This is a genomic window from Nostoc parmelioides FACHB-3921, from assembly GCF_014696625.1.
Classification (GTDB): Bacteria; Cyanobacteriota; Cyanobacteriia; order Cyanobacteriales; family Nostocaceae; genus Trichormus; species Trichormus parmelioides.
Genome location: NZ_JACJQL010000030.1, coordinates 24,663 through 51,654, shown reverse-complemented (window position 1 = coordinate 51,654; position 26,992 = coordinate 24,663). Strand labels below are relative to the sequence as shown.

Genomic DNA, 26,992 nt, shown 5'->3' with positions numbered 1-26,992 from the left:
CTTCTAATCAGAAACCTTGGCAATAGCCGCAGATGGTTGATTATTTTCTAGCTCATCCTTAAGATAAGACAGTGCAGTTTGAGCATCACCAATGGTTAAATCTGGGTAGTATTCCAGCTTAATAAAATCGGGATGTTTCTCAATTTGGGATAACAGGTATTGAGTGACACTAACTAAATCGATTAGGCTAACTTCACCTTCGCTCATGACACTATTTCCTATTGCTTGTACTTGTTGATAATTAAGAGCCAGGAACCAAAAGGTTTATGATTTTTAATTGCTTTGGCTCCTGAATATTCCTTACGTTTGCTCGATAAGTTCCAACACAAAACCGCAACCAGTATTTTTAACTTTCACTAGGTTTTGCTCTAGTAAAGATTGGATAGCAACGTTAGAGAAATAGATGGTATGCAAAGGTGCAGAACCTCCACGACAGCGAAGTGAATGCAACAAATTCGTAGCAGTCAAATCATTACCGTTCTTCTTTGGTCTAGCCATTGCTGCCTCCTGTAATCATCAGTAATTGCTGTTGCAGAATCACGATTTGCTGTTGATGTTCTTCAAGTTCTGCGGTGATTTGTGCAAGTAATTCTTGCTTTGAAAGTTGCTTAAGTTGTGATTCCTGGTAGTGGAATATGTCTTCAGACTGCTTATGTGGCATCAAAGCGTAACGCCAGCCATGACCGTACTCGTAAGCCAACTGAGTGTCAGGAGGATAATATTCGAGTCCAAGAATGACTCCTTGCTGGGTGCGTTGACCAAAGACAAAGCGGGGATAGTCCCAATATTTTGGGATGGATATGGTGGGTTCCATGATGAATTGATGGTTGAAGCGATTGGTAGACTTTTGAGAAAAATCTGCTAAAGACGATTTCAAAATGAAGGGTTATATTGAACCCGATTCAGCTTCATTTAGATTAGTGGGCAATACTGCCCACTAATTCCCTTAAGCCGCTACCAATTCGCTGACTGGCTCAGATTCCATCACCAGCAGCCACTCGTCAGCCGTTAGCTCGTCAAAAGCCTTATCCAAAAGTTCGTTCCAGCCCACAGCCTCAACTTGCAACAGTACCCGCACTCCAGCGATCGCTGACTCACACGTAGCCTTTTGCTGCCCAACTGAAGAAGCCCGGATGACCCACCAATTGCCACCAGTAAAGCCGACTGCGCCTAATTTCTCACCATCACGGGTATAAATCCCATCATCGAGAAGTTCCAACCCGCACTGTTCACACGCATCGAAAATCTGCGTCATGATTTCGTTGGCAGTAGTAGCGGCTGGTGCTTCTTGTTCTTGTACTGGGAGTGTGCCGCGTGAGTAGTGCCATTGGATATCATCAAAGCACTTCTGCCACCAACTGCGGCGGAATACTTCGGTATTGTTCACCATCACCACCCAGCGTTGGGTGACAAAATCTGCGTTATCGTAAACAATCCGAGCAACCAGTCTTTCACCTATGTACAATTCATGCTCGTAAAAGTCGATTTCGCGTGATGTCAATAGTTCCGGTGCTACGGCTTGCGCTTTTTGGTTGATGTGCTGCTGTAGTTCAGCTTGGGCTAGGGTTTGTTCGTCAACCTGATGAAGCTGGGCGGACTGGTGGGTAATGATAGAGTTGATCCAAGTTTTGCGCTGTGTCTTGTCGCCTGTTGAGTTAACTCCCAGGTCAGCCGCAATACTTTTGATTTGTCCAAGCTTTAGGTTAGCTAGGACTTGCTGGGTATATACAGGATGCGTCATAATAGAGTTCCTTTGATATAGAAAGGCAAGGCGATCGCAAAGTTTTCCAGACCTGGGCGGTCGCCTTTGTTTTTGGGTTTAGACAACGTTGTGGTTTAGCACAACGCTTTCAACTCAATTAAGCGTAGCTTTATATTTTTTGCTTAAAGCCAGAAGCAGAAAGCATTAGTGATAGAAAATTTAGCTTTGCTTGTTAAGGAAGCATTGCACTTTTCTGCTTCACAATTAATATATTAGTCTACCTTGGTTGCCACAGTCAACCATTGTAGACAGAAAAAGCATAGATTTTTACTAGGTCTTGGGCAGGAATAGATAATATTTCACTAATACCACGAGCAATTTCTAGAGAAATAATTGAGTATTTACCGTTTAAAAGTTTACTCAGATTTTGATGACTACAAGAAATATCATTAGCCTGTAAAGCTTGTGCTAAGTCTCTTACAGACATATTCTCTTTTTCCCGCATTGCGTTTTTGACGATAGCAATTTTATCGGAGTTCCACCGAACATAAGCTACATCATCAATATCTACCGCCATTATTCGGAGTTCCTTATTGACTACCACGGTTGACAAAACTATTCTAAATGTCTACCATAGTTTACGTCAAGATAAGCAATACCTTGCGCCCAAAGTGAGCGCTTGTTTGTCATGCTAAAAAAAAATGAATCGCCCTAAATAATAAAACGCTCAAAACCGGACAATCGCCGCCGGCAAGCAGTGCAATTGTCCAGATGGTTGGGCAACAAAGTGACCTAACTACAATGCTGACATACTTTTATTAAACCTTCCACATCAGCATGGGTGTTCACTTTGGCAATTTGCGTTCGTGACCGTCTTCAGCATTTACCAATAGTGGGCAAGAAATATGCTGACACTGGAAAAAACATCAACCATTGACTATGGCAATCTCAACGCCAGCATTCAAGAAACGTTTACCTCCATTGACCGCTTTGAGTGGCAAGCTGTTGAGGAAATATTGCAGATGCGGGATAAACAGATGTACCTTGAAGCCGGGTACACCAGTTTTAAAGAGTACTGCCAGCATGAATTATCAGATTGGGGGGGCTTCCGGCGAATTAACCAACTGCTGGGAGCCAAAAAAGTTATTGACACAGTAGGAGAATTAGGCGAACACATCAAAAATGAACGTCAAGCCCGTCCCTTGCTCCGTTTGGTCAAGGAACCAGACAAGCTCAAGGAAGCTGTAGCGATCGCAGTACAAGAAAACCCCTCCCCCAGTGAATCGGATTTTGCGGCTGCTGCCCAAAAAGTGGTTCCTCAAGTGCCACGTAAAAAAGTTCAGGAACCAGTGGTTCCCAAAATTCAAGAACCAATGGTTCCTGAATTTGCGAAAGTCACGGTTACATCAGCAACTCACCACAGACATGGAGAATCGGGGACAATCGAAGCAGACCACCCGAACTACTGGCAGCAGATTGTTACTTTTGCTGACGGTAGTAAGGAACTGGTTAACAATGCTGACTTAGATGCACCAAGCGTTCCATTCTCTACCGAAAGAACTTATCCCAAAGAATATGCCGAAGCGATCGCCCAGATTAGAAAACAGCACCAGCAAGAATTGGAGAGGCTGGAGCAAGAGTTAAGAATCGGCTTACTCACAGAAGCTACAACCAAGGCAGAGGAACAAGTTCAAGAACAATTAACCTCACTACAGCAGTTATTCCAACAGCAAAAACAGCAGAACATCGAGTTACAGCAACGCTTGGACGAGATGGAAGCATTGAAACAGTTGGAATACGATAACCAACAACTCAAGCAGCGTATTCAGGAACTAGAAAATGCTGTACAACAACGTCCTGCTCAAGAATGGGGCAATACTCTTACCAAACAGGCGACTAAAGCACTGAACAAAGGGGTTAAACAAGCTCTGGATAAGACAATTGACCTGCGATCGCTGGCGGAGGAACCACCCAAAGAAAACGCCCAGGAGTGCTTACGACTGATGGGTATAGCGCTTGGTAATCTCGCCAGCGCCATGAACAACACCAAAGCGTTGGAAGCTGCGGCATTGATTTTAGGCAGTGAAGCAACACCAAGTGCGATCGCATATCGTGCAGAACAACTACAACTGCTACCCCAAGCGGTTAGCGATATTAGGGCTGTGCTTGCCAAACCTGGGTGTAGCTGGTGGGACTATTTGAGTGTGGCGCAGGAATACGAAGTTATCAAAGCTGATTACTGGGCAGAGTTGACCACCGAAGAGACAGAGCTAATCACCGCTTTGGAGAAAACGGAATCCTCACCCATTGCGGAACCATTGGTTCTTGAAGAAACCCCTGCCGAGTCCGGTTCTTTTGATGGTGAAGTGATTGGTCTTAGTTCTATTGTTGCCCACGCTGATATCTACTGTGCTTTGTATAAGGCCAGAGGTGAAGTCATCGAAGACATGGGGGATGAGGTCTGGGTGGCTTGGGAGCATTGGAAAGACCGCCCGAAAAAGACAGACCGATATTTCAAAAATGAATTACGGCTGCTGTGGTGAGTGCTAATCACCACTAAGTAGCAACTCGTAATGCAAGAAGAACAGATGCGGCACGGATACAGTACCGCCGATATTGTCATGCTCAAAATTAGGGGAATACTATGGCTACAGCACTCAAAGCAATTAAAGGTGGACACAAGCAAGGCGATCGCAAGCCCTTAGATGAAAAATCAATCAGACCCCACTGCAAAATATCGATAGAGGATATTAACTGGGTTCGTCAGCAAGCGCCATGTGTGCAGCAGTTGTGGCTGGATTCCGTAGCAGCAGAACAATTTGGTGGGGCTGCCCACAAGTTGGACACCAACCTCACTTATAAGTCAATGCAAAAGGCGGGTGCAGCGTTGGCGGCTCAGGGCTTGTTCCAGTATGAAGAAGTGTTTGGCCGTTTGCCTTCCGGTAGACCTGGGCTGATTAGTTATCGAGTGCGTAATTTGCATGGGTATTACAATCGATTCTATTGGGAGTCGTCCACATCTGGCGAAACCAATTCTTGTGATGAGAAAGGTGTCCAAGCCGGGGAGCAAATCAACCAAGCCGAGAGGAAGCAGAACCATTCCGGCGTGGAACCAATCCAGCCTGATTTGGAACAATTCCAAAAGAATGGTCAAAAAAGTGAGGATTTGCAAGGCTTCCAGAAACCTAACAACGTTTCTAACCACCCCTTAACTACCTACCAACAACCAACTAAGGTTGTTGGTAAGGTAGTTAGTCCTTCCACGCCAAACGAAAATTCGCATGGTGAGGAGACGGCAGACGCACCCCTCAAGGGTGCGTCGCCTCAGACTGTAGAGAGCGTGGAAGAAAGAAAAGAGTTACCTACGGTAACGGACTGCACGTCGCTGGCGCTAGTGGATGCTGTACCAAGTCAACCCGCTTTGTTGCTGAATGAGAAACAAGACTTGGGTGTTGAGCCGAGAACCAGTCATGAAGACCACAATTCCGCCGCGCCCGTTGCCTCTGGTTTTGAAAATTCGGTAACGCAAAGTGAGGAACCAGTAGGGCAGAGTCAACCCATTTCGTTGTTGAGTGAGAATCAGGACTTGGGTGATGAGCCGGGAACCACTCATGAAGGCCACAGTTCCGCCGCGCCCGTTGCCTCTAATTTTGAAAATTCGGCAACTCAGTGTGAGAAATCAACCCAAGCTGGTATTTCTACTTCGTTACAAGATGAAAATATTGGTTCTGCGCCGTCTGTCTCCGAGCCAGAAACACAGCCTGACAAGTGGTCGAGTGAGGCGATCTCCCTTCGGTCAAAGGCTAGACCCTGGCGCATGGAGAAACTGAAGATGGCAGGGTTATTAAAAGAAAACCCCGGCTTAGGTTTTCTTATGGAGTGCTGGCAAGATGACCCAGCTTTGCAAATCGTGATTACGGGGTTGGTGCGGAAGTGTCAGCAGTGGGGTTATGTTGTTGTGAATGGGGAGTTGGTGAAGTGGGAGCGAGAGTAAGGCAGTGCAGCAAGACCGAAAGCCATCGCTGCATGAGTCACAAGAAAAATCAGTACAGCCAAGTCAACAGGAAGTTCAGGAGGTATTGCAGCAAGCAGTTGAGGGAGATTCCTTGTACCCCACAGTTCCGGTTAAATGGGGAGATTCAGCGTATAGTCAAGCGGTATTGGGAGAATGTGCCGGGGGCGATCGCTTATCTCAAAGAGGCGTTACGGACTTGGAAAGGGATTAAGTCACCGGAGGCTGTGTTTGTGGCTGCTTGCAGGGAGGGGAGGAAACCGGAATCAGTGCAAGTTAAATCGGAGGCGATCGCTTGGTTTGAGTGGGCGAGGAAGCAGAGGATTGTGATTGCTATGTCGTGAGGTCGTGTATACGCCGGATGGGGAGGCAGTGGCGTTGGCGGAGATGATGCGGCGGTTTCCGGTGGCTAAATTGGATGCTAAGGGGTGATATAGATCGCTTACAGCGATTATTGCTTAAATTTAGTTTTTTAAGTTCTGAATTTACTAATAAAAACCTCAGATTGACACCGAACAGGATCAAGATTCCCAAAAACCGCTTTCTTCTTCCCGCCCAAAATCATGTAAACAAATCAGAAATTTTCACTTATACGTGTCAAAATATGTTGACACGCATCTATCTTTAAGAATAAATTTGGAAGCAAAAAATCATCTAGCTTTCAGAAAAATAACACTATGAACAGTATTTCTAAACCTATACCTCCAGCTAAACCTCAATATAATTACATATCTCCTCCGGCTAACCCAACTACAATAGGCTTTTGCGCTCAAGGAACTTATACGGAAATATACCAACCTGAAAAACCTTATATAGACAAGAATTGCCACAAAAAAGTCGTTATTTATTTACACGGTTTTTGCTTAGGCCCCTCTCAAATTTATGGCACTCACATTCAGCACTTAGTACAACAAGGTTATTACGTCATTTATCCTAATTATCAGGTAGGGTTTTGTAAATTTCCCGCTCTGAAAATTACATCAATTAAGGATCTTATTCGAGCAGCTCTATCGCCCTATCCCCTGAGTTCGCAAACTTGGCTAAAGAACGCCGTAAAAATGACGGCTCAAGCTTACCAAAAAGCCGACTTACTACAACCCAATGTAGATACTTTCTTGTTCGGGCATTCTTTAGGTGGACTGTTTGCTCTATCCTGGCAAACATATATTCAAGGTACGGCAATCGCCAACATTCAACTAAAGCAGATTGTTGTAGCCGATCCTGTGCCAAGTTCCTACTCTAATATTCCTGCTTGTATTCAGAACATCATTAGAAAATTAGGAGGTTTTAGGGATGAAATTAAAATTCAAGATACGGGCAAAGATATCACTATACCTGTAGCCATTCTGCACGGAAAGGATGATCAGATTGTCCCTTGTAAAGATTGGGTAGAAAATTTTTCATATATACATAGTCAACAAAAAACTATGTACCTTTCTTCCAGTGATGATTATGGTTCACCAGCTATGTATGCTAATCACGAACAAGCAACAATTGATACAAGTTTTACATATAACTTTGTAGCTAATACATTTTTCAATGGAGTGGGAACAGAAGACAATTTAGACTGGCGCTATATTTGGTATGCCCTGGATAGTGCGATCGCTGGCTTACCAGTAGATAAATTAACTTTTGACATGGGTAAGTGGTCGGATGGAAAAGATGTAAGCCAAATAACAACTTATTTGCCGTAAGTTAATGTCATACCTCCTCTTGTACTGCAAAGGTTTCTTCTGACAATTGTGTTGGGAGCAAGGAGCAGTTTTAATTACTGTGAGTTGTCTAATAGCACTTTAGTTGCAGTCCGGATTTTATACAAATTAAAATATAAATAGAATAGCAGTCGAGATTGCCTTACACGTAGGAGTAGCTAAAGGATTTGTCACAAAAGTAATTCAGAAATATTACCTTAAGGGAGAAATCAGGGTGTCAACACCAAAGAAAACGCTATAAAAGTATATTTATTTTTGGACAGCCAGGTTTAAACACCACCACTAACCAATCTCCCCAACAAAAGTTCTCCAGGGGCAACTACTGTCACGATGGGATAACTCGCCTCAACCCCCAGCCAGCCGCCGCGCCCGTGTCAGCCTCAGATTCCGTGGTAGCATAAACTAATTGTAGAGCCAAAGCGTTGCTTGCCATTAACACAACTTGAGGTAAAACTAATCTGGAAACACTTTTACCACAGGAAACCAAATAAATATATCTGTGTTAGTAGACCAAGATTGAGAAAAATAACAGCTAAAAAATGTATCCATTGGTTGAAGGTAGATTCAGCTAGTACTCCTTCAATCACACCACCTACCATAAAAAGGATTGGTGCTAAAACTGCCAGAGCGCTTGGGAAGCTTGCAGATTGTAAAGCTAAACCAAAGAGGTGATAATATGCCACAAAATTAACAATTGCATTGACAACAAATACTGCAACCAGCCATAGGGAAATAGGAAATACAGGCTGATTGTTAAAATAGAAAGTGGCTTTAGGGTTTTGCGGCCCAAAAAATGCAATAAGGATACTTACAGTTGCAAAGATAAGAGTTATATAGCTAACTCCAAACACTCCTAGAGAAAAAGCTAAAAGTCCAACCACTTGAAGAAAAAATAGCATTTTATATGCTACTTCACGCAACCATTGGTTGTTGCAATCCTTAATATTGAAGTCAGAATCAAGTGGGTTCTGAAAATACACAACTTGCCAGCCTTCATACTCGTGCATAACAACGGCAACTAAGCCAGCAAAAGCCTGAATTAGAGGAGCAACCGACAGCAAATATACTTGTAAGTCTGTTCCCAGGCGAGAAACTAACACATCAGAATGTTGAAAAATAATAAAGGATAAAATAAATGATGGAATGAGTAGAATCCAGTGAACAAATTCAACAAGGTTGAGTATCCAAGCTTGGGCGTATTTAGCTAAACTATGCTTTACAAGATAGGTTTTCGGTTCAGGTTTTTGCCATTCCCAGCCCGGTTTGGGGTAGTAGCCTAAGTTCGGATCAGAATCTTTGTTGCACTTATTATGAAATGTAGTATTAATTTCCATTTAGCTACTTTCTTCCTACTAAAGAATAAATGCCACTTAAGTCAAATCTGCGTGAAGAAGTCAAAATGTCCTTAGCTCTGAGCAGATATGCAAAATACTCCATCCTCTCAAACCATAAATATTATGTAGATTATGTAGCATTTATTCTCTTATTTGCTTGATTAAGAAATCAAGCAAATTTTACAAACCTATATAAATATATAGTTAAATATTAGATTTAGACCTTGAATAAAGCAATTTTCAAGCAAGTTGACACAACCCCTAATAGGGATTATAAGTAAGCAGAAATAAACTTACAATACTGTAAGGAGATCGCTTTTTTGTTAATGATGCGTAGTTTACTGCCTTTGGCATTTGTCTACAGAGTATCATCCATCCAGCCGCATTTTAAGTTTGGGCAATCCCAATGCACCCTTGAGATATAATCACGCTCATACTCAGCAACTCTAATCATTGTATCGAGTGAGAGTGCCACGAGATGCAAAGCGTCCTTGCTTCAATCCCACGTTTTTAAGCGCGGGTTCCTCCAGCAAGAACTGCCTTCGACCTCCTGGCTCCTGAACTTTATGTTTGATGTGACGATACCACTTAGGCACGGGAGCAACGCGATTTGGTGAGGTGTTTAAAATTAGGGTACTAAATCACGTATTTCAAGCTGCGATCACAGCGAAAAATCTGTTTTTATTGAGAATCTAGCTATATAACTGAGAATTAAATCCCGATCTCACTTTTTCGCGTTGCTCCCCTTAGGCACTTAGGCACTTAGGCACTTACAAGGAATAAAACCAATTCGCAATACCGCAAGCGGAAGGCTAACGCCAACGCAATTCGCAATATTTATCTTTGTTTATCTGTTGAGTTATGCAAATTTATACTTACGATTACTCCTACGCCCTTTAATTAGTGGCATATTCGAGAACTCGTTGCCATTCCCAACGCCATGCAGTCTCTACCTTAATTTCTTTCCCGTTGGTGAACTTAATAAATTCTGTGCCTTCATCATAAACAACGTCAGCTACAAGTCGATTGCGTACATCATATCCCCAGGTTGACGCGGCGGTATTCAACCACCTTTGTCCTGGTGATTCTAAGCTTGGTAGTTCCAGGTAGTCATCAGACCATGCCATAGGCTTCCATTGCTCCTGCAAAGCACGAATCAGAATAGCATTTGGGTAAACTTGTTTTTCATTCTTTTGTAACCACAAAGCATAGTCGATTGTGCTTCTAAACGCATCTTCTAGCCCACAAGTGCAACTTTCTAGGGCTTCACTAACTTGCTCAAGAGAAAAGTTTACGCCAAGAGTAACTAATGCCCGTTCATATTTCTTGAAAATTTCGTATTCAACCGAATCACGTTCCCAAAACCAAAAACTTGACATACCTGCTAAAAAAAATAGTTGGCAGTTTCAATTGATTCGATTGTAGCAAGTACGGGGTTTGGTAAAGTATGAGATGCGATCACCGTAGTCAACGCAAGAGTATTTGAATTGGCCTGATGAATGCGGTAAGCTTTTGTGGTGATTCAGCCATTTACTCGCTTCCTAAGTTGCAAGAACACTGTTATGAGTCAGGATCTGTATCCAGATAATTGGAAACAACTAGCCACAGCATTGAAAGCGGCTTCTAACTGGCGTTGCGCTAAGTGCGGTAGAGTCTGCTTACGTCCAGGGAAAAACCCGATAATTTAACTTTTTCTGAGCGTAAAGCCCACACATTGCAAGTACACCATTGGAATAGAGATCCGTCTGACAATCGCTTAGAAAACTTAGTTTGTCTGTGTAGTGGCTGTCACCTGTCATACCACCGTTTTGGCAGAGGTAATGTTTCTCCGGGGCAGTTGTCACTGTTTGCAGAGCAGAAAGTTAGCTAGAACTTAACTTTATTTTGCGGTAATACAATACCTTAGCCAAACTACGAGGGTTCAATGCCCGTAGAACTGGGATGAATACGCCCTAAAGAAGTGAGCTTGGCAAAAATTTGCGCTAATAAAATAGGCTCAGGCTTTTGAGGAAGCATTTTTAAGATTTCACGGACATATCGAAAACCACGGTAATAAGCTTTCAGGTCAATAATGCCAGAGTCAGGATTATATTTGCGGAAATCAACAAGAAGATGATGAGATAAATTGACCATAAAGAAAGCAAGATTAGCCGCATTAGTCACAGCAGTCTGGGACAGATTCATAAAATCTTCTAAACCCCAAAATTGCTTGGCATCACGGAAGTTAAACTCGATTTGAAAGCGAAGTTTGTAATAATCGATGATTTTATCAGCATTCAAATCCAGGTCGCTGGAAAATAAAATTACATGGCTACGAGCATGAGTATAAAGATTGATTTTGACCAAAATTACTACATTAAGAGCCTGTGCAAATTCCTTAGAGGTTATTTATAAAGTAAATCTAAAAGCGAGAAGAAAAGATTTATGGCGAGGATAAAATACTTCATACACAGTGTATTTACATAGTTAGTTATGGCGCGAAAGTCTTACCCTACAGACTTAACTGATATGGAGTGGGAAATCCTGGCTCCCTTGATTCCAGCAGCTAAAGAAGGAGGGCATCCACGCACAACAGATATGCGTGAAATATGCAATGCCATCTACTATCACTTGAAAACTGGATGTCAATGGAATATGCTTCCAGGGGACTTTCCACCAAGCTCGACTGTATACCACTACTACCGCAAATGGCAGCGTCAAGGGGTTTGGGAAAAATTAAACCATACATTGCGTGGTCAAGTTCGCACAAGATTAGGTAAATCAACACAACCTAGCGCGATAGCCGCAGATAGTCAGTCGGTCAAGACTGATCAAAAAAAGGGGATGTGTATGGTTTTGATGGATGTAAAAAGGTAAAAGGAAGAAAGCGGCAGACTTTGGTTGATAGCTTGGGACTTTTGTTAAAAGTCGTTGTGAGTGAAGCGAATGCCCCGGAACGATTACTGGCTGCCTATGCACTCATGGAACTATTAGAGGAACGCCCGGAATTACTGGAAAAAGTGGAAGTTTTATGGGTTGATTCCGGTTATGACGGTGATAAATTTGCTCTTTCGGTTTGGCTGATGATCCAAGCTCATGTTGAAGTCATAAGACGTACCGAAAAAGAATTTCAGGTTTTGCCTAAACGTTGGGTAGTTGAAAGAACATTTGGTTGGTTCAACCAGTACCATCGTCTCAGTAAGGATTATGAGCGTCTTTCAGAGATGAGCGAAGCAGCCATATATGCTGTTATGACTAGGATTATGCTACGTCGTCTTGTATCCTAAAGATTTACTTTATAAATAGTCTCTTATGAAGCAGAGTGGCTTGATAAACATCAGTTTGAATATTTTTATCAATTGTGCTTTTACAAAAGTATTTGTCAGGTAGATTACGATAGTCTAGTTTGTCACCGTATTTACGACGAGAGCGTTTACTGGAGTTAGGATTTTCATAAGGGATGTATAATGCCGAATCATGGCGTAACTTGGAAATTATGTGCAAATTAACTTGTCGTGCCATCTGTAAAGCATTGTTGTTACCAAAATGACCATCTACTACCAAGTATTTCAGGGGGATAAAGTGAGCTATTAACTCGAATAATGAATTAATCATCTTTTTAATTAGCAACAGTTCAGATGTTAATATCACTTCGGCTTTGTTTTTGTTTTTACTGCCTTTTGGTCGTCCCCGTCCACGTTTCTGTTTTGCTTCTACTTTTTTGGTTGGCGAGGTGCTATTTATTTGGGCATCACTTTTGATTACCTGTTCTATTCCGATTGGAAATGATTGCCTTTCTTCTACGCTTACTAATGACAATACGAAGAAAGATAAACCATTAATTGGTTTACTAGCCAAGCTAGAAAAAAATCTATCTACCCCATAAGTTTGCTTACCCGATTTACTAACTACAACTTCATCTCCTGCCAACAAATACACATCATTTTCGCGCCACAAATATTTCCGAAAAAACAGCCAAAACAATGTTGCCCACGGTATCACTGTCGAAAAAAATCTCCCCATTGTCCGGTAGCTACCTTGTTCCCCTGTCCAACGGGCAATTCCCAACATGGTGACTCGCCCACTCATTGCTAACATCGCAATGATTATCTGGTTCAACTGACGCATCGTCGTGACGTTTATCTGCGGTAATAGGCATTGCAGCAGTGATAAGATATCGGGCATGGGTTGATTGTGGCTTTTGAGTTGTCGTTTGGGAAGACAATAACTCTACTACATCAGCCCTCTCTCTTCACCCTCTTATTTTGGCTAAGGTATTGAGGATTTATCAATAATTCTGTATAGTTGTTTGGGTGTCAGCTATGACGCGATCGCCCCAAGTCGCTGCTCAAATTTTCCCAAGATATCAGCAAATCTTCCATAGGTCGAGATTCGATAGATCATGAAAAAATACCTTGTCGGTCAATGGGTGGGAATTTCGTTTATTCACTGGCTAATAATATTTCCTTGGGGAATTTACCTCACTACCTATCCCCTTGCAAACTGGTCGTTATATCACTTAGGAATTGCCTTAAGTGTCTTCTTATCCAGTTTGATTGTATGTTTCTGGACAATTTACCTATTGAACTGCTATTTCCGTCTAATTGCCAAATCTATTATAAGGTTTTGGCTTCCAGTGTTTAGAGTAATTTACGTCTTAGGACAAACTACTACGCTGCTGATCGTCATGATTGGTACAGTGAAAGTCCTACTAGGGTTTTTATCGAGCGAGATTTTTTTGCTTTTATCTGATAGCCTTGGTTTCTGGATTGTCATCTCGATTGCGATCGCACAAGGTTTACAACATTACTTCTACAAGTTCCTCTCTGGTAGTGCATCTCGTTTAGATGGACTATTTGATCGAATCGGAAGAGATGAACCAATTGATTGGGGATATCCCATTGGTGGTTCGATTGGGGTTGAATTGCGTCGATTACGTCGTATCGAATCCAGACGAAGAGGAATAGTCAATCACAGGTAGGTGAGTTGAAAAAGCAGGGAAGCAGGGAGCAAGGGAGAGTTGCACTCTGTACTAAATTTTTTCATACATTCTACGGCAACACCTATTCGCTGCTAAAATTCTTCCCAAGGTTTAAGCCAATCTTCCATGCGCCGAGATTCGATATTTTATAAGTTATTTCAACAATCTCCCAGTTTGTTATTTGAGTTATTGACAAATCCACCAAACAAGGTTTATTAATTGCAGACAAGGGTTATTTAAGTCAGTTTTTGTCAGGAGAACTTGAAAGAGTGGGTATTAATTTACAAACCCCTCTGCGTTCTAATATGTCTGACTCTCGTAGTCAATCTTCAGTTCGATTAATGCAACGCTTTCGTCGCCTCATTGAAACAGTAATTGGTCAATTAGTGGAAAGATTTCATATAGAAAAGATTCGAGTTAGAGATATGTGGCATCTTACCAGTCGTCTCAATCGCAAGATTTTAGCTCATACTGTCTGTTTTTGGCTTAATCGCCACAATTATGACCCACTTCAGTTCGACCATCTTGTTACAGAATATTAAGTCGCACATAGCGTAAATTATGAAAATAACCTCCTTTCCTCCCCTGCCTCCTCTGCTTCTCCGAACCGTATTGGGTGAGGTCGTGTACACGCCGGATGGTGAGGCGGTGGCTTTGCGGGAGATGATGCGGCGGTATCCGGTGCGTTAGCCCCGAAGCGAATTGTTGTGGTGCGGCGGCATCGGGTGCAGGAATGAGTAGCATCAAATTTTCAATATTTTTGGATCTATTTCGTATCCTGGAAAAAGGTTTAGTACATCTGAAGATTTTTCTACAGGGAAATGCCAGGTTTTATCTGTTCTTGAAAAACGCCATCCTGTAATCAACTTTGCTTTGTGTTGACAGTTCTCAATCTCATCTTTGGGTATATAAACTACAATATATTCTCCTTTTAAATCGATGCGACGCTCAGATTTTTCTTTGATACCGGTCTTTAAATCTGGTTGCTGATGAGTTGAGTTTTTTTCTTTGTCTGCCTTGAGAAATCGAGGACACACCCAATTACTAGATATTTTCGGCCATCCCCTTTGTAGAGCTTCTGGGCAAATAGTTTGCAGTGTAAATTTACAATCAATTAGTTGCCATCCTATTGTTTCTACTTGTCTTAAGCCTTGTTGGAGAATAAATTTATTTTCAAACTCAATAATCTGATGACATTGAACACACACAATATGGTGATGATGGGTAGAGATGGTGTTGAGTTCGTAATGTTTTTGTGCTTGTGCCAATTCTACTTCTCGGATAATCCCCATATTAGTCATGATTTTGAGGATACGGTAAACCGTAGATAAACTCATTGCTTCCCCACGTTCTAGCAGTAACAGGTGTAGTGACTCAGCACTTAAATGTTTACCTGTTGGCAGAGTTTGAAAAAAGTCAAAAATTAATTGGCGTTGAGGGGTGAATCGATAACCCTGAGTATTGAATTTGCTTTTTAATGAATCTAAATTATCCATAATCACAGCTTCCTCAAGAAAATTTTTAAGTGCTGTAAAACTACTAATAAAAGTTGTGTAAGGCTTGCCTGTAGTTATCAAAAATAGTTAAAAGAAAGTATTAATGAGTACCAGACTGCACGCGCCAAAGACTAGCATAGATACCATTAAGTGCTAGTAACTCCTCATGCTGACCCTGCTCGAAAATTTGACCATCATTCATCACATAAATACAATGACTGTGGCGAATTGTCGAAAGACGGTGAGCGATCGCAATTGTCGTGCGATTTTGGGTAATCATCGCCAGTGACTTTTGAATCGCCGCTTCCGTCTCATTATCCACCGCAGATGTCGCTTCATCCAAAATCAAAATTGGTGGGTCTTTGAGAATAGCACGGGCTATAGCAATACGTTGGCGTTGACCACCAGAAAGCTTTTGACCTCTTTCGCCCACGATAGTATCGTACTGGAGGGGTAGTTGCACAATAAATTCGTGAGCTTCAGCTAACTTGGCAGCATGGATAATTTCATCGTGACTTGCATCAAAGCTACCATAAGCAATATTCTCAGCCACCGTACCGTGAAATAAAAACACATCCTGACTTACCCAACCAATACAACGCCGTAAATCGAATAAATTGAGGTCGCGGATATTAATGTCGTCAATTAAAATACGTCCATTTTGTACTTCATAAAACCGTAGTAGTAGTTTAACTAACGTACTTTTACCAGAACCCGTTGCTCCCACAATACCAATTGTGGCTCCTCTGGGAATCTGGAGAGATAAATTTTTGAGTATATCGTTGCGATCGCTGTAGGCAAAGGTAATATTATCAAATTGCACTTGACGGGCTATAGTTGCAATTGGTAAGGAATTATTACCGTGGGGAATTGAGATCGCAGTATCCAGTAAACCCATGACACGCCGCACCGATGCCATCGCTCGCTGATATTCATCCATGATTTCACTCAGTTCCGTGAACGGCCAGAGTAAATCTTGCACAATAAATACCATAAAGCCATAAGTACCCACACTCAGGCTACCCTGAAGCACTTCCCGACCACCCAAATACAGCGTCAGTACAAACCCTAGTAAAATCAAAAATCTCAGCACGGGCTGAAAAGCTACACTTAAGGCGATCGCCTTTTTGTTACTGCGACGATAGACATCACTTTCTTGGTAAACGCGATCGCTTTCATAAGCTTCAGCCGTAAAGCTTTTGATGGTGGCAATACCAGAAATGTTGTTAGCCAGGCGATCGCTGATAATCCCGGCGCGATCGCGTACTGTGTCATAGCGGGGAGCTAAACGGGATTGAAAGGTAAAAGTTCCCCATAGGATAAACGGGATGGGTAACATCGCCATCCACGCAATACCGGGAGCGAGCAGCAAAAAGCTCATTCCCACCGCAAATACTCGTGTGAAAAAGTTGATGAGGTTCTGAGCGCCAAAGTTGAGAAACCGCTCAAGCTGGTTGATATCATCATTAAGAATAGATAGCAAGATGCCCGTGCTGCGGTCTTCAAAGTAGCCGAGTTCTAATGATTGTAAGTGGTTGTAAGTATCAACTCGTAGTTCGTGCTGTAGGGCTTGTGCTAAATTACGCCAGAGTTTGTCGGCTGCATATTGGCTGAGGGATTCTAAACCCCAGACGGCGATCGTCAACATAGACAATACTAATAACTGAGTCAGGGGATTTTGAATGCCAAACCGCGCAATTAACGAAGTTTTTCGTTCGACTACCACATTTACCGCAATACCGATGAGAAAAGGTGGTGCTAGGTCTAATAGAGTACGCAAAATCGAACAAAGAACTGCACCGCAAATTTGAAGTTGATAGGGTTTAGCATAGCGTAGTAAATGCGGGAGGGGGTGAGCAGAGCGTGTTGCCATTGTAATAGAAATGATAATTTAGAAGGATTGATAAAGGTCGTCAATAAATCTATTAGTTGTGATTGGCCCTGCAACAGAAAGCCATTGTCCTGCATATACCTGTTTCTTCTGAACGGCTTTTAGGGTTTGCCAAATTGGTTGTTTCAAAAAAGATAACGAGTTTAGGTTTTTAGAGCCTCTTTCGAGAACTATCATCACAAACAAAAAATCAGCATCGTACTCAGGTAAAGTTTCGATGCTTAAGCTTAACCAATCATTTTTTAGCTTTTTATAAGCTGGAATAAATTGAAGACCAATATCACTTAGTATCTGGCTTAAATAAATACTGTCTGGCCTATAAACACCAATAGTTGAACCAGCAATGACAAATACGGATACTGTCTTTGCTTTCAGTTTTGTTCCGACCTTCTGCCGGAATAGTTGAATTCGTTTTTCATAATCGGCTAGAATTGCCTCAACACGATCACTTTTCCCTACTACTTTGGCGATGTATTGCAAATCTCTTTTAAAGTCTGCTTTACTAGAATTAGGTAGCATTACTGTAGGCGCAATCGCAGAGAGAAGTGGGTAACTCTGTTTTTGCCATTCACTTCCTAAAATTAAATCTGGTTTTAAGGTGAGAATTTTTTCCAGAGAAGGATTTTCTCTACTACCAACTATAGGGATATCAACAGCGAGTCGAGTTAGTGAACCTTCTCCTATACAAGTAAGACAGGTTGCATAACCTACTGGCTTGATGGCTAATGCTAGTAGAGAATCGAGTAGGAAATAATCATCCACCAAAACTATACGCTGGGGATGAATGGGAATTTCAAGCTGACCAAAAGCATGGCTAACTATTTTTGTTGCTACTAGTGTTCCTGTCGCTGTCTTGTTAGTTGGAATAGCAGTCGAATTTGCTTTTGGTTGCTCTAATTGGATTATATTGTTGCAAGCGGAAATTGATAAAGCAATAATAGTTGTCAGGAAAAGCAGAATCAAAGCGATGCTACGGGTAGCTTTATTTCTCATGATGAACAGCAAATTAAAACTCCCAACTCACAGAGCCAGTAATGGTAAATGGTTCGCCCCTAAAATTATAAATTTCGCCGATAGTTGCACTAAGGTAATCTGTGTTAAAAAGATTGCGAACATTAATTGCCGCATTAAATCTATCTCGACGATAGAAAAGTGCTGCGTCAGTACGTAAGTAATCGCCTAGCTGAAATGAGTTATCCAAATTACCTTGCCGCTCACCAACGTAAAATAGTCCTAATCCAAATCCCAACCCTTGCAAATCTCCGCCCTGAATTGTGTAGGTTGTCCATAGACTTGCTTGATGTTGTGGTACCATTTCTAGGCGATTACCGATTCGGCTGGGTGTGGAATTATCGGCGGTGACTTCTGCGTCAGTCAGAGCATAGGAAGCTACAATCCTCCAACCAGGTAAAACTTCACCTGCAACGTCTAGCTCAATTCCGCGACTGCGTTGTTCTCCTACTTGTACTTGGAAACCCTGTAAAGCTAGAACAGGGTCGGGGTCGGGAGTCAGTACATTGGTTTTTGTGAGATTATAGGCGGCTAGAGTTGTTGAAAGCCTGCCGTCTAAGAAATCAGTTTTAATACCGACTTCGTATTGAGTTCCTCTAGTTGGTTCAAATGCTCTATTGTCTGGGTTGCGTCCCACTGCTGGGCGGAAGGATTGGCTATAGCTAGTGTAAAGTGAGATGTTTTCACTGGGTTGGTAAACCAGTCCAATTCGAGGGCTAAAGGCTCCGTCATTTTGGGATGGATCGTCGCTGTCAATAAGTCTGAACCCACTAGAAGATATCCAATCATAGCGACCACCAATCAACAACTTGAGATTATCGCTAAAAGCAATTTGATCTTGAAGGTAAACTCCGTAGGATTGAGTGATATCCTGGTTTGTAAAGACTGGTATCAGAAAATCAGGTACCGTGACATCGTAATTTGGATTGAATATATCTAGGTCTGGTAAACTAGTTGACTCCTGAAGTTGCCCAAAGTACTGTACTCTACGGTTGAAATCAAAGCCAGCTAAAAGCTGATGAGAAATTGAGCCAGTCTTAAACTTCCCAAGCAAATCAATTTGCCCAGAATAGGTACTAATTGAATCATCAGCTGCAAAATTTTCAAACCCTGATAGAAAGCGGTCATCCAATATTCCTAAATAATAGATTTCCCGATTTGAAAAGTTTGTAAAATTAATAGCAAGGTTATTGCGAACCTGCCAGTTATCGTTAAACGCATGGTTTAGGGCATAACCAAATCTTTGGCTTTCACTCTCCAGTGATGTCCCATAACTAGGATAAAAACTTCTAGGTGGTAGGCTACCATCACCCAGAAGCGCAGTATAACTGCTAGAAGGGTTGGCGTAGTATCTAGCATACTCATAGTAAATATTTAGATTTGTCCGATCTCCTATTTTGAATGTCAGTGAAGGTGCAATGGTTGTTGTTTGAGAGTTGGTATAATCTTGAAAGCCCTCTCCACCGTCATAAGCAGCAATAAAGCGATAAAGGATGCTCCTATCTGTTGTTAGTGGGCCTGACAAGTCAACACTGGGTTGATAGCGTCCAAAATTCCCTGCTTCAAACCCAAGTCTGTAATAAGGTTCAGCTAATGGTTGCCGAGTAATAGTGTTAATAACCCCACCTGGTTCTAATGCTCCGAACAAAACCGAAGCAGGCCCTTTTAATACTTCAACCTGCTCAATCGTTCCAATTGGGTTAACACCAATACCGGGATCGCCATTAAGACCATTCCGGAAACTGCCTCCTTGAACGAATCCTCGAATGGTTCTAAAACCACCAACAGTACCAACCGAACCCGAATAGGAAGAAGATAGAGTTACACCACTGACAGTTTCTACTGCTTGTGTTAGAGTTCTGACGCTGCGATCGCGCAATACCTCTTGGGGTACAACCTGAATCGACTGGGGAATATCCCGTAATGGTGTATCCGTCCGCGTCGCCGTACTCGCATTCGGTACACGATAACTATCCCGTTCACCCGTCACCACCAACTCAATCGGGTCATCCTGCTGTGCTGTTGGTGTTTCGCTTGCTGGCTGTTCTTCAGTTGGCGGTGTTTGGGGTGGTTTTGTCGCCGTTGTCGTAGATGTTACCGCAAAAACCAGTCCTGCATCATCATCAAATAACTCAACTGTGGGTAATGCTGCAACACCCACCACCGTCACCCTTACAGTATTTGCATCAATATTTGTAACTGTAATTTCTGTAATTCCATTGACTGGTTTTTCCGAGCGAAATGTAAAGGCTTCACCACTGGATAAACGCAATTGAGCATTAGGAATATCTGCAATAAAGTTATTCTCAGCACTGCGATTTGAGACTTGCAGTTGTTCCCCAAGCGTTGTCTCTAAAATTATCTCTACACCTTTATCCGTGGGATTTGCTTTCACTCCCGTAATTGTGACAATACTTCCCGAAACGGCAGGGGAATTGCTGGGAGTTGGTGACTGTACTAGCAGTTGGGCGTTAGTCGTGGGTAGTTCTATTTTGCTGGGTTGGCGAATTTGAAAACTTGTTTGATGTTGTGTATCTACATCTTGCTGTTTTTCACTAGCCAATACCGATGAAACTGCAACAATACTCAAACATCCCGAAACACTGATTAAAAAAGATAGACGAACAGATAAACACCAACCCCTCATAGTTCCTCACAGAGCCTTGCAGCTTTTGTTGCTAATGATTTTTGATAACAATAAGGTGTAGTGTAGAGAAGTTGACTGTGGCGTGTCTATCCGAAAAATGCCATTTATTAGCCGAAAACTACTTTTTTACCTGCCAAACACTGACTAGGTGTGATGCCATACTGTCGCTTGAATGCTGCTGCAAAACGACTGAGGTGGCTATACCCTACTAGATTGGCAACTTCTGACACTTGATAATTGCCTTGACACAATAAAATCTCTGCCTTTTGTAACCGTTGCTGTGCCAAATAACCCATGACAGTTGTGTTAAAGAGTGTAGTAAAACCTCTGTGGAGAGTGCTAACGCTGACACCTACTTGCTGCGCTAGTTCCGAAAGCAATGGCGGATGCTCAAATTGTGTTGTCAAAATTTCTTTAGCGTGGTAAATGCGGGCGATGGTGTCAGGTTTAAATCCCAGCGTGGTATGAATTGGCTGTCGATCTGCTGAAATCAAATCCAAGTACATCGCTATTATTTCAAACACCTTTGCCTGGAGATACATCCGTTTTGCTGTACCACGATAGGGTGCATTCCACATTTGTTGAGCAAGCTCGCGTATTGCTGGTGTCACTTTTGGATAAAATGAGTTTTTCCAGTCTTCTCCTTTGAATAGTAATTGTTGGATATCAGAACTATACTGCCCATCCTCAATCAAAAATGATTCTATCAGTTGTGGTTCAATTTCTACATTCACCGTAATTAAACGGTCTCCAGCACGATACTTTTCAATGTAGCTAGGCGAAATTCCGCTACCCGAAAAGTAGCTACGTGTCCCACCGATATGAGGATGAACTTCATCAACATAAAGGTAGCCTGATAGAAAAATCGTGAACTGAATCGGATGCTCATGGGCAGGCGTTTTTACCATCAAGTCCTGGTGATATTCGCAATCTGAAAAATTTAACGACACCCCAGGCGATAGCTTCATGCTGCGATCATAGCCCTGTCCTACGATTTCCGGTACGCCCTCAAGCCTCTCAAAGCTATCAAGTACAAGATTTTCCACCTGGGGTTTAGAAGCCTGTTGGTGCAGTTCGTCAAGGTCTGATTGGCTGAGGATGAGTGTCATGCTGGAGTGAGCTAAGTGCAATTTATTATCAATAAATTTACCACTATAGCCCTAGAATCAAAATACCAGACAGCAAATGCCTACCTTCCGTCTACCCTTATCCCTTTCTATGTCTACATTCTACATTCTGCTTATTTGACATAAAACTACCGATTACCCCACCAAATAGCTGATAACCTGTGGGCCTATTGCCGCAATCCGCGTTCTAATTGATGCAGGCGGATTTTGGAAAAACCGTTTTAAGTCCTGACTTCTGACCTGATAACAATGAACAGAGCGTTTTTTCGCTTTGAGCCAGCCCTGTCTCACCCATTTAGTAATAGTTGTTGGATGTAAGCAAAGATTCTTGGCAATTTCGCTACAACTATAATTATCAAGGGTGGGACGGATAGAGTAACCAAGTTTATACAATTTGCAAGCGATTGCTAACTCGCTACGATAGTATCCTCGTCTTTTGAGGCGAAAGGCAATCTGTTTTACTGTGAATATTTCTGCCATTTCCTCAAGGGTGTCTAACTCTTCTTGTGTCCATTTAATGCTCATAGATAAATCTCAACACTCATCAAAATTGAAATTAAAATTTTGTAGTGGCGACTTAAACGTGAGTTACTTTTACTAAAACTCGTCAAGGTTGGAGAAAACTTAGACTTTCACCCGTACCAAGTCTTCCTCCCTGACCAAAGAAGAGCGATTGGGCATAGATATACTGGGTACAAGCATAGGTGATTGCCATTCAACCAAGTAAAACCAACCCCTATCCACCTGCTGAACACCCAAAACCAAACGCTGCTTTGTCCCTGGCGCATGACCAACCAACATCACGCGATCGCCGATAACGTAAGCTGGCTTTTTCACAGTGTTCTGTTCTATCCGACCAGTAGCAACAATCTCGTGCTTAGTAGCGTGTACAACCTCGTCTTCAAGGTCGATGAAATAGACCCAATCGCCTTTGCTCCACCCAAGCCCAGAGCAGCATCCGAATGTCCGCGAAGCCTTGAGATAAACTCGCTCCCACAAATTGACTTCAACCGAGGGAATCTCTTGACCCCAAGGCGGCGAGAGATACCAACATTTCTCTAGTTCAGTGATTGCTTCCATTACACTTTCCCCTTTAAAAGATGATTAATAGCTTGGGTATCCAGACTGGCAATGCGTTTTTTAATTTGTTGCGGAGGGTTATCTAAAAACTGTTTGAGATGGCTAATCCCGACTTCGTAATACTTTGGACTACGCTTGTTTGCCTTAAGCCAGCCTCGGTTAATCCAAAGACGGACAGTAGACAAATTCAGCGAGAGAACACTGGCGATTTGATGACAGTTGTATTTTTCTGAGTGAGTGAAATTTTTAGTCATACAGTTGCCTCAGATTCTTTGGATTCAGTTATTAAAATCTGTGCGCTGATGGATATAAAATCGACTTGAGCAATATTGAAATCAGTTTGCATTTGGCCAGAGTTGTATCTGTCAACTATTTCTTGCTTGATTCCTTCTTGGGTCAACTCGTCTGGGATATCAATGTGAGCTTCACTTGTAATTTTCTCGACGACAGTAACGATGACTTTCATGGTTAAATCGTGTGTACTTAATAAGTAGGAATAGGAGCCATAAACACTCTGATTCATGACTCCTATAAATGTCACTAAGCCATCCCAGCGTTAGCCCCTTGCACCTGCTGCATCCATTGGTTAATCGCTGTCAATTCATCATCCCCATTAGCAACCAAATCAACCACCTTCTGTTGATATAAACTTTTAGCTTCATGAGGATTCTCCACATAATTAGCAGCCCAGGCAAGACACATATTTTTGACGAGAGCATCCACCTTAGTAACAGGTAATTGACTGGGGCTAGTTACATCTTGAAACTGCAAATACTCCTTGACTAAATCAAGTGGATAATCTAACAAAGTGCGAATATATTTCACACGTATATCCTGGGGATGCGGGGGCTGTTCTAGTACCATAGAAGATGTCCCACTCAAGCGAGATTGGATATCGGAAATAAGACTTGCCCAGTCAGCATTAGGATTCCATTCACGGCGTATTCTCACTTTTGTTGCTGCATCATATACTCGACAGAACACAACGTTCTCGTCTCCAGCAGTAGCAGCAATAATCAAAGGTTTAGAAAAGTCGTAAACTTGAGATGCTGCGAGTAAAAATGTCTTCGCAAAGTTGGTTTCTATGCCCGTGCGGATGATGTAAACTTCATCAGCAGCAATGACAATATCTAACTTCATATTGTCCTTGCCCTTGAACTCTTTTGCTGTTACTCGCAGTTCTGATAAATAGCCAGTTAAACCCTTTTGATGTACAGGAATGGTTTTATCTTGTTCTATGTTGTAGTGATACCACAAGTACGATTCACCGCTTAATTCCCCATTTTTGACGTATAGATAAAGGGGTTCGGGAGGATTACAAAGCCCTAACTTAATTTCGTTATTCATTCTTAACCTCAAAATTTTTTGGAGTGTGCAATAATACAAATCCTGTCGGAAGATGCTACTTACAGACCTAGCTAATGCCTGAAGAAATAGCACTCGTTCAGGCATTCACTTTTTCCTAATTCGTTTCCTTTGATGCAGCAGATAACTGTTGCTCGTTCTCTAGCTCATCTCTGATATAAGACAGTGCAGTTTGAGCATCACCAATGGTTAAGTCTGGGTAATATTCGAGCTTTAAGAAGTCTGGATGTTTGGCTATTTGGGATAGTAGATATTGAGTCACACCAACTAAATCGAGTAAATTAACTTCCATGAAAACTTCCTTTCTGCGTTGATTATTTTTCTTCGATAAGTTCCAACACAAAACCACAGCCAGTATTTTTAACTTTCGCTAGCTTTTGCTCTAATAACGATTGGATGGCAACGTTAGAGAAATAGATTGTATGCAAGGGTGCAGAACCACCACGACAGCGAAGTGAATACAACAAATTCGTAGCAGTCAAATCATTACCTTTCTTCTTTGGTCTAGCCATTGTTCCCCCCTGTAATCATCAGTAATTGCTGTTGCAGAATCATGATCTGCAATTGGTGTTGTTCGAGTTCTGCTGTAATCTGTGCAAGTAATTCTTGAGTTGAAAGCGTCTTAAGTTGCGATTCTTGGTAGTGGAATGCTTCATTAGATTTTTTGTGAGGCATCAGAGAATACCGCCAGCCATGACCGTACTCGTAAGCTAATTGAGTATCAGCAGGATAATATTCGAGTCCAAGAATGACTCCTTGCTGGGTGCGTTGACCAAAGACAAAGCGCGGATAGTCCCAATGTTTTGGGATGGATATGGTGGGTTGCATGATGAATTGATGGGTGAAGCGATTAGTAAATTTTTGAGAGAAATTGGCTAAAGACGATTCCAAAACGAAGGGTTATATTGAATCCGGTTCAGCTTCATTTAATTAAGTGGGCAATACTGCATTACTGCCCACTCTTTTTCCCTAAGCCGCAACCAATTCGCTGACAGGCTCAGATTCCATCATCAGCAACCACTCGTCAGCCGTTAGCTCGTCAAAAGCCTTATCCAAAAGTTCGTCCCAGCCGACAACCTCAGCTTGCAACAGTGAGCGTACCCCAGCGATCGCCGACTCACACGTAGCCTTTTGCTGCCCAACTGAAGAAGCCTGGATGACCCACCAATTGCCCTTTGTCCAACCGACTTGTCCTAATTTCTCGCCATCACGGGTATAAATCCCATCATCGAGAAGTTCCAACCCGCACTGTTCACACGCATCGAAAATCTGCACCATGATTTCGTTATCCGTTGTAGAGGTTGGGGTTTCTGGTTCTTGTACTGGGAGTTTTCCCCGTGAGTAATGCCATTGGGTATCATCAAAGCACTTCTGCCACCAACTGCGGCGGAATACTTCGGCATTGTTCACCATCACGACCCAGCGTTGGGTGACAAAATCTGCGTCATCGTAAACAATCCGAGCAACCAGTCTTTCACCTATGTACAATTCATGCTCGTAGAAGTCAATTTCGCGTGATGTCAACAGTTCCGGCGCTACAGCTTGGACTAGGGTTTGTTTGCTGGTGGGTTGCTGTGTATGTGCAATGTAAGTCATAATAAAATTCCTTATGTAATAGGGTAAAAGGCGATCGCAGATTTCTCAGGTCAGGCGGTCGTCTTTGGTTTTAGGAATGGTTTTGTTGTGGGGAAGCCACAACGCATTCATTGAGATTTGGCGTAGCCGTTATTGATATTTAGAGGTAAGGGATCTCAGAGTTATCAAGACAAAGGTAGTTACAGAAGCTAACTATGAGTTACTTTTGTTTTTTGTGCTGTCTCGATAGGTTTTAGTTTTTAAGCTTCAGGCGGTTTAAAATTACCTCATAATATATAGTGTACATCCTGTTATCCCATATGTCAACCCACTGGGATGACTAAATTACTCTACTTGGGAGTACACTTGTTATTACAATGCTTTCGCTGATAGCGTTGAACAATAAACGAGGAATCACTATGAGTGAAACAAGAATAAATATCAGGATTACACCTGAAAAGAAAGATGCTTTTTATGAAAAGGTCAAGCAAGAGGGGAAGAATGCTACTGATGTCCTGATTGAGTTAATTGACCAGTACCTTGGTAATAAGGTTGAATCTAGCGATATTTTGGAGCTAAGACAGAGAGTAGCGAAATTGGAAGAATTAGTGCTGGGGGAAACTGCCGCCTGAGAGAAGAGAATGATTCTCTCAGGCAGTTATTGGAAAAATTAAAAGAGATGCTCAAGGAAAAACCCGCCAATCATTAGGCGGGTTTACTGCTTTTTATGTATTGTGTCTGTTGTGATCATACTGTGTTACTATTTGGGATAACAAGGTACTCCCGGTGAAAGTAATTTACTCTTATTTGGGAGTATTCTATGTGTGCCAAGGGTGACAGCAATTAAAGCAAGGCATATTGTCACTGGTTCAAGATGTTTTCTTCGCCTTCGACAATATGCCCTTTGTTGTTTGAAATCATCCAGAAAATTTAAACCCAAGAGCGCCTGCCTCGAAAACACCGCTCTTGGGTAAGTTTCACAAACCACACAGTTTATGACCAACCAAACAATACCAAATTTTCTTGCACTCTGCACAGAGTTAAGTTCAGCTATTGAAACTTATATACCTCTGTTAGGTA

28 protein-coding genes and 5 pseudogenes are annotated in these 26,992 nt (G+C 42.2%); 10 read left to right on the top strand and 23 right to left on the bottom strand.

Translation table 11 applies throughout. The features are described from left to right. Positions 1 to 3: 3 nt before the first annotated feature. From H6G14_RS19060 to H6G14_RS19040, 5 genes are all read right to left on the bottom strand, one after another. Positions 4 to 207, bottom strand: coding sequence for a hypothetical protein (locus H6G14_RS19060; RefSeq protein WP_190568884.1), 204 nt, complete (start codon positions 205 to 207; stop codon positions 4 to 6). A gap of 93 nt (positions 208 to 300) precedes the next feature. Further along, a complete protein-coding gene (locus H6G14_RS19055) occupies positions 301 to 498 on the bottom strand; it encodes a hypothetical protein (RefSeq protein ID WP_190568883.1) in 198 nt (65 codons plus the stop codon). Beyond that, a complete protein-coding gene (locus tag H6G14_RS19050; RefSeq protein WP_338421204.1) occupies positions 491 to 877 on the bottom strand; it encodes a hypothetical protein in 387 nt (128 codons plus the stop codon). The genes H6G14_RS19055 and H6G14_RS19050 overlap by 8 nt, the downstream gene beginning before the upstream one ends. Positions 878 to 946: 69 nt before the next feature. Then, positions 947 to 1,741, bottom strand: coding sequence for a hypothetical protein (locus H6G14_RS19045; protein ID WP_199326222.1), 795 nt, complete (start codon positions 1,739 to 1,741; stop codon positions 947 to 949). A gap of 256 nt (positions 1,742 to 1,997) precedes the next feature. Next, the gene (locus H6G14_RS19040) at positions 1,998 to 2,279 is read right to left on the bottom strand and encodes a helix-turn-helix domain-containing protein (RefSeq protein ID WP_190568882.1); all 282 of its coding nucleotides are present in this window, start codon (positions 2,277 to 2,279) and stop codon (positions 1,998 to 2,000) included. A 328-nt stretch (positions 2,280 to 2,607) separates the two neighbouring features. Here H6G14_RS19040 and H6G14_RS19035 point away from each other — a divergent pair, with 328 nt between their 5' ends. From H6G14_RS19035 to H6G14_RS33160, 4 genes are all read left to right on the top strand, one after another. Continuing rightward, positions 2,608 to 4,245, top strand: coding sequence for a coiled-coil domain-containing protein (locus H6G14_RS19035; protein ID WP_190568881.1), 1,638 nt, complete (start codon positions 2,608 to 2,610; stop codon positions 4,243 to 4,245). Between the two features lie 101 nt (positions 4,246 to 4,346). Further along, positions 4,347 to 5,696: a hypothetical protein gene (locus tag H6G14_RS19030; RefSeq protein WP_190568923.1), complete on the top strand. Its 1,350-nt coding sequence runs from the start codon at positions 4,347 to 4,349 to the stop codon at positions 5,694 to 5,696. 4 nt (positions 5,697 to 5,700) lie between these two features. After that, entirely contained in the window at positions 5,701 to 5,928 is a 228-nt protein-coding gene (locus tag H6G14_RS33655; protein WP_190568880.1) for a hypothetical protein, read from the top strand. A gap of 463 nt (positions 5,929 to 6,391) precedes the next feature. Continuing rightward, positions 6,392 to 7,408 (top strand): alpha/beta hydrolase, encoded by a 1,017-nt coding sequence (locus tag H6G14_RS33160; protein ID WP_199326221.1) that lies wholly within the window; start codon positions 6,392 to 6,394, stop codon positions 7,406 to 7,408. A gap of 488 nt (positions 7,409 to 7,896) precedes the next feature. Here the strand turns inward: H6G14_RS33160 and H6G14_RS19015 are convergent, their stop codons facing one another. Both H6G14_RS19015 and H6G14_RS19010 read right to left on the bottom strand, forming a co-directional pair. Next, entirely contained in the window at positions 7,897 to 8,760 is an 864-nt protein-coding gene (locus tag H6G14_RS19015; protein WP_190568879.1) for a hypothetical protein, read from the bottom strand. An 896-nt stretch (positions 8,761 to 9,656) separates the two neighbouring features. Beyond that, complete coding sequence (locus H6G14_RS19010; RefSeq protein ID WP_190568878.1) at positions 9,657 to 10,139, bottom strand: hypothetical protein; 483 nt, start codon at positions 10,137 to 10,139, stop codon at positions 9,657 to 9,659. Positions 10,140 to 10,322: 183 nt separating this feature from the next. On the opposite strand from H6G14_RS19010, the pseudogene H6G14_RS19005 reads away from it, so the two are divergent. Continuing rightward, positions 10,323 to 10,630 (top strand): annotated as a pseudogene (locus H6G14_RS19005) (HNH endonuclease). A 41-nt stretch (positions 10,631 to 10,671) separates the two neighbouring features. On the opposite strand, the pseudogene H6G14_RS19000 reads toward H6G14_RS19005, so the two are convergent. Next, positions 10,672 to 11,139, bottom strand: a pseudogene (locus H6G14_RS19000) (transposase); the annotation flags it as partial. Between the two features lie 93 nt (positions 11,140 to 11,232). On the opposite strand from H6G14_RS19000, the gene H6G14_RS18995 reads away from it, so the two are divergent. Further along, positions 11,233 to 12,026, top strand: a protein-coding gene (locus H6G14_RS18995) for an IS5 family transposase (RefSeq protein WP_190568877.1) whose coding sequence is annotated in 2 segments (ribosomal slippage) — positions 11,233 to 11,584 and positions 11,584 to 12,026 — 795 coding nt in all. Because the reading frame shifts where the segments join, the coding sequence is not laid out codon by codon here. 22 nt (positions 12,027 to 12,048) lie between these two features. Here the strand turns inward: H6G14_RS18995 and H6G14_RS18990 are convergent. Next, positions 12,049 to 12,924 (bottom strand): annotated as a pseudogene (locus tag H6G14_RS18990) (transposase); the annotation flags it as partial. Positions 12,925 to 13,141: 217 nt separating this feature from the next. Here H6G14_RS18990 and H6G14_RS18985 point away from each other — a divergent pair. From H6G14_RS18985 to H6G14_RS18975, 3 genes and pseudogenes are all read left to right on the top strand, one after another. After that, positions 13,142 to 13,720, top strand: a complete 579-nt coding sequence (locus H6G14_RS18985) for a hypothetical protein (RefSeq protein WP_190568876.1) — start codon at positions 13,142 to 13,144, stop codon at positions 13,718 to 13,720. Between the two features lie 126 nt (positions 13,721 to 13,846). Then, positions 13,847 to 13,924: pseudogene (locus H6G14_RS18980) on the top strand (DUF2887 domain-containing protein); the annotation flags it as partial. A 2-nt stretch (positions 13,925 to 13,926) separates the two neighbouring features. Then, positions 13,927 to 14,262 (top strand): annotated as a pseudogene (locus tag H6G14_RS18975) (transposase); the annotation flags it as partial. A gap of 201 nt (positions 14,263 to 14,463) precedes the next feature. On the opposite strand, the gene H6G14_RS34345 reads toward H6G14_RS18975, so the two are convergent. The 14 genes from H6G14_RS34345 to H6G14_RS18905 form a co-directional block, all read right to left on the bottom strand. Further along, entirely contained in the window at positions 14,464 to 15,216 is a 753-nt protein-coding gene (locus H6G14_RS34345) for a Fur family transcriptional regulator (protein ID WP_190568875.1), read from the bottom strand. A gap of 100 nt (positions 15,217 to 15,316) precedes the next feature. Further along, the gene (locus H6G14_RS18965; RefSeq protein ID WP_190568874.1) at positions 15,317 to 17,089 is read right to left on the bottom strand and encodes an ABC transporter ATP-binding protein; all 1,773 of its coding nucleotides are present in this window, start codon (positions 17,087 to 17,089) and stop codon (positions 15,317 to 15,319) included. Positions 17,090 to 17,107: 18 nt separating this feature from the next. Beyond that, positions 17,108 to 18,100, bottom strand: coding sequence for an ABC transporter substrate-binding protein (locus tag H6G14_RS18960; RefSeq protein WP_190568873.1), 993 nt, complete (start codon positions 18,098 to 18,100; stop codon positions 17,108 to 17,110). 13 nt (positions 18,101 to 18,113) lie between these two features. Then, entirely contained in the window at positions 18,114 to 20,765 is a 2,652-nt protein-coding gene (locus tag H6G14_RS18955; RefSeq protein WP_190568872.1) for a TonB-dependent siderophore receptor, read from the bottom strand. A gap of 107 nt (positions 20,766 to 20,872) precedes the next feature. After that, on the bottom strand, positions 20,873 to 21,874 hold the full coding sequence (locus H6G14_RS18950; RefSeq protein WP_190568871.1) for an AraC family transcriptional regulator: 1,002 nt from the start codon (positions 21,872 to 21,874) through the stop codon (positions 20,873 to 20,875). A gap of 153 nt (positions 21,875 to 22,027) precedes the next feature. Then, positions 22,028 to 22,417 (bottom strand): MerR family transcriptional regulator, encoded by a 390-nt coding sequence (locus tag H6G14_RS18945; protein ID WP_190568870.1) that lies wholly within the window; start codon positions 22,415 to 22,417, stop codon positions 22,028 to 22,030. 99 nt (positions 22,418 to 22,516) lie between these two features. After that, positions 22,517 to 22,972, bottom strand: a complete 456-nt coding sequence (locus tag H6G14_RS18940) for a DUF1392 family protein (RefSeq protein ID WP_190568869.1) — start codon at positions 22,970 to 22,972, stop codon at positions 22,517 to 22,519. Then, the gene (locus H6G14_RS18935) at positions 22,972 to 23,226 is read right to left on the bottom strand and encodes a MerR family transcriptional regulator (RefSeq protein WP_190568868.1); all 255 of its coding nucleotides are present in this window, start codon (positions 23,224 to 23,226) and stop codon (positions 22,972 to 22,974) included. The genes H6G14_RS18940 and H6G14_RS18935 overlap by 1 nt, the downstream gene beginning before the upstream one ends. Continuing rightward, positions 23,223 to 23,495, bottom strand: coding sequence for a hypothetical protein (locus H6G14_RS18930; RefSeq protein WP_242053480.1), 273 nt, complete (start codon positions 23,493 to 23,495; stop codon positions 23,223 to 23,225). The genes H6G14_RS18935 and H6G14_RS18930 overlap by 4 nt, the downstream gene beginning before the upstream one ends. Before the next feature lie 17 nt (positions 23,496 to 23,512). Further along, entirely contained in the window at positions 23,513 to 24,319 is an 807-nt protein-coding gene (locus H6G14_RS18925; protein ID WP_190568867.1) for a hypothetical protein, read from the bottom strand. A gap of 115 nt (positions 24,320 to 24,434) precedes the next feature. Further along, on the bottom strand, positions 24,435 to 24,629 hold the full coding sequence (locus H6G14_RS18920; protein ID WP_190568866.1) for a hypothetical protein: 195 nt from the start codon (positions 24,627 to 24,629) through the stop codon (positions 24,435 to 24,437). Positions 24,630 to 24,651: 22 nt separating this feature from the next. Next, positions 24,652 to 24,849: a hypothetical protein gene (locus H6G14_RS18915; protein ID WP_190568865.1), complete on the bottom strand. Its 198-nt coding sequence runs from the start codon at positions 24,847 to 24,849 to the stop codon at positions 24,652 to 24,654. After that, positions 24,842 to 25,165 (bottom strand): hypothetical protein, encoded by a 324-nt coding sequence (locus H6G14_RS18910; RefSeq protein ID WP_190568864.1) that lies wholly within the window; start codon positions 25,163 to 25,165, stop codon positions 24,842 to 24,844. The genes H6G14_RS18915 and H6G14_RS18910 overlap by 8 nt, the downstream gene beginning before the upstream one ends. A gap of 141 nt (positions 25,166 to 25,306) precedes the next feature. Then, positions 25,307 to 25,933 (bottom strand): hypothetical protein, encoded by a 627-nt coding sequence (locus tag H6G14_RS18905; RefSeq protein ID WP_190568863.1) that lies wholly within the window; start codon positions 25,931 to 25,933, stop codon positions 25,307 to 25,309. Between the two features lie 398 nt (positions 25,934 to 26,331). Between H6G14_RS18905 and H6G14_RS18900 the strand changes: the two genes are divergently transcribed. Next, positions 26,332 to 26,544: a hypothetical protein gene (locus tag H6G14_RS18900; RefSeq protein ID WP_190568862.1), complete on the top strand. Its 213-nt coding sequence runs from the start codon at positions 26,332 to 26,334 to the stop codon at positions 26,542 to 26,544. The last annotated feature ends 448 nt before the right edge of the window (positions 26,545 to 26,992 follow it).

Excerpts from the sequence above, each read along its gene's own strand:
- H6G14_RS19060 (WP_190568884.1), bottom strand. The coding sequence starts at position 207 with ATGAGCGAAGGTGAAGTTAGCCTAATCGATTTAGTTAGTGTCACTCAA.
- H6G14_RS19055 (WP_190568883.1), bottom strand. The coding sequence starts at position 498 with ATGGCTAGACCAAAGAAGAACGGTAATGATTTGACTGCTACGAATTTG.
- H6G14_RS19045 (WP_199326222.1), bottom strand. The coding sequence starts at position 1,741 with ATGACGCATCCTGTATATACCCAGCAAGTCCTAGCTAACCTAAAGCTT.
- H6G14_RS19040 (WP_190568882.1), bottom strand. The coding sequence starts at position 2,279 with ATGGCGGTAGATATTGATGATGTAGCTTATGTTCGGTGGAACTCCGAT.
- H6G14_RS19035 (WP_190568881.1), top strand. The coding sequence starts at position 2,608 with ATGCTGACACTGGAAAAAACATCAACCATTGACTATGGCAATCTCAAC.
- H6G14_RS19030 (WP_190568923.1), top strand. The coding sequence starts at position 4,347 with ATGGCTACAGCACTCAAAGCAATTAAAGGTGGACACAAGCAAGGCGAT.
- H6G14_RS33160 (WP_199326221.1), top strand. The coding sequence starts at position 6,392 with ATGAACAGTATTTCTAAACCTATACCTCCAGCTAAACCTCAATATAAT.
- H6G14_RS19015 (WP_190568879.1), bottom strand. The coding sequence starts at position 8,760 with ATGGAAATTAATACTACATTTCATAATAAGTGCAACAAAGATTCTGAT.
- H6G14_RS19010 (WP_190568878.1), bottom strand. The coding sequence starts at position 10,139 with ATGTCAAGTTTTTGGTTTTGGGAACGTGATTCGGTTGAATACGAAATT.
- H6G14_RS18985 (WP_190568876.1), top strand. The coding sequence starts at position 13,142 with ATGAAAAAATACCTTGTCGGTCAATGGGTGGGAATTTCGTTTATTCAC.
- H6G14_RS34345 (WP_190568875.1), bottom strand. The coding sequence starts at position 15,216 with ATGGATAATTTAGATTCATTAAAAAGCAAATTCAATACTCAGGGTTAT.
- H6G14_RS18965 (WP_190568874.1), bottom strand. The coding sequence starts at position 17,089 with ATGGCAACACGCTCTGCTCACCCCCTCCCGCATTTACTACGCTATGCT.
- H6G14_RS18960 (WP_190568873.1), bottom strand. The coding sequence starts at position 18,100 with ATGAGAAATAAAGCTACCCGTAGCATCGCTTTGATTCTGCTTTTCCTG.
- H6G14_RS18955 (WP_190568872.1), bottom strand. The coding sequence starts at position 20,765 with ATGAGGGGTTGGTGTTTATCTGTTCGTCTATCTTTTTTAATCAGTGTT.
- H6G14_RS18950 (WP_190568871.1), bottom strand. The coding sequence starts at position 21,874 with ATGACACTCATCCTCAGCCAATCAGACCTTGACGAACTGCACCAACAG.
- H6G14_RS18945 (WP_190568870.1), bottom strand. The coding sequence starts at position 22,417 with ATGAGCATTAAATGGACACAAGAAGAGTTAGACACCCTTGAGGAAATG.
- H6G14_RS18940 (WP_190568869.1), bottom strand. The coding sequence starts at position 22,972 with ATGGAAGCAATCACTGAACTAGAGAAATGTTGGTATCTCTCGCCGCCT.
- H6G14_RS18935 (WP_190568868.1), bottom strand. The coding sequence starts at position 23,226 with ATGACTAAAAATTTCACTCACTCAGAAAAATACAACTGTCATCAAATC.
- H6G14_RS18930 (WP_242053480.1), bottom strand. The coding sequence starts at position 23,495 with ATGAATCAGAGTGTTTATGGCTCCTATTCCTACTTATTAAGTACACAC.
- H6G14_RS18925 (WP_190568867.1), bottom strand. The coding sequence starts at position 24,319 with ATGAATAACGAAATTAAGTTAGGGCTTTGTAATCCTCCCGAACCCCTT.
- H6G14_RS18920 (WP_190568866.1), bottom strand. The coding sequence starts at position 24,629 with ATGGAAGTTAATTTACTCGATTTAGTTGGTGTGACTCAATATCTACTA.
- H6G14_RS18915 (WP_190568865.1), bottom strand. The coding sequence starts at position 24,849 with ATGGCTAGACCAAAGAAGAAAGGTAATGATTTGACTGCTACGAATTTG.
- H6G14_RS18910 (WP_190568864.1), bottom strand. The coding sequence starts at position 25,165 with ATGCAACCCACCATATCCATCCCAAAACATTGGGACTATCCGCGCTTT.
- H6G14_RS18905 (WP_190568863.1), bottom strand. The coding sequence starts at position 25,933 with ATGACTTACATTGCACATACACAGCAACCCACCAGCAAACAAACCCTA.
- H6G14_RS18900 (WP_190568862.1), top strand. The coding sequence starts at position 26,332 with ATGAGTGAAACAAGAATAAATATCAGGATTACACCTGAAAAGAAAGAT.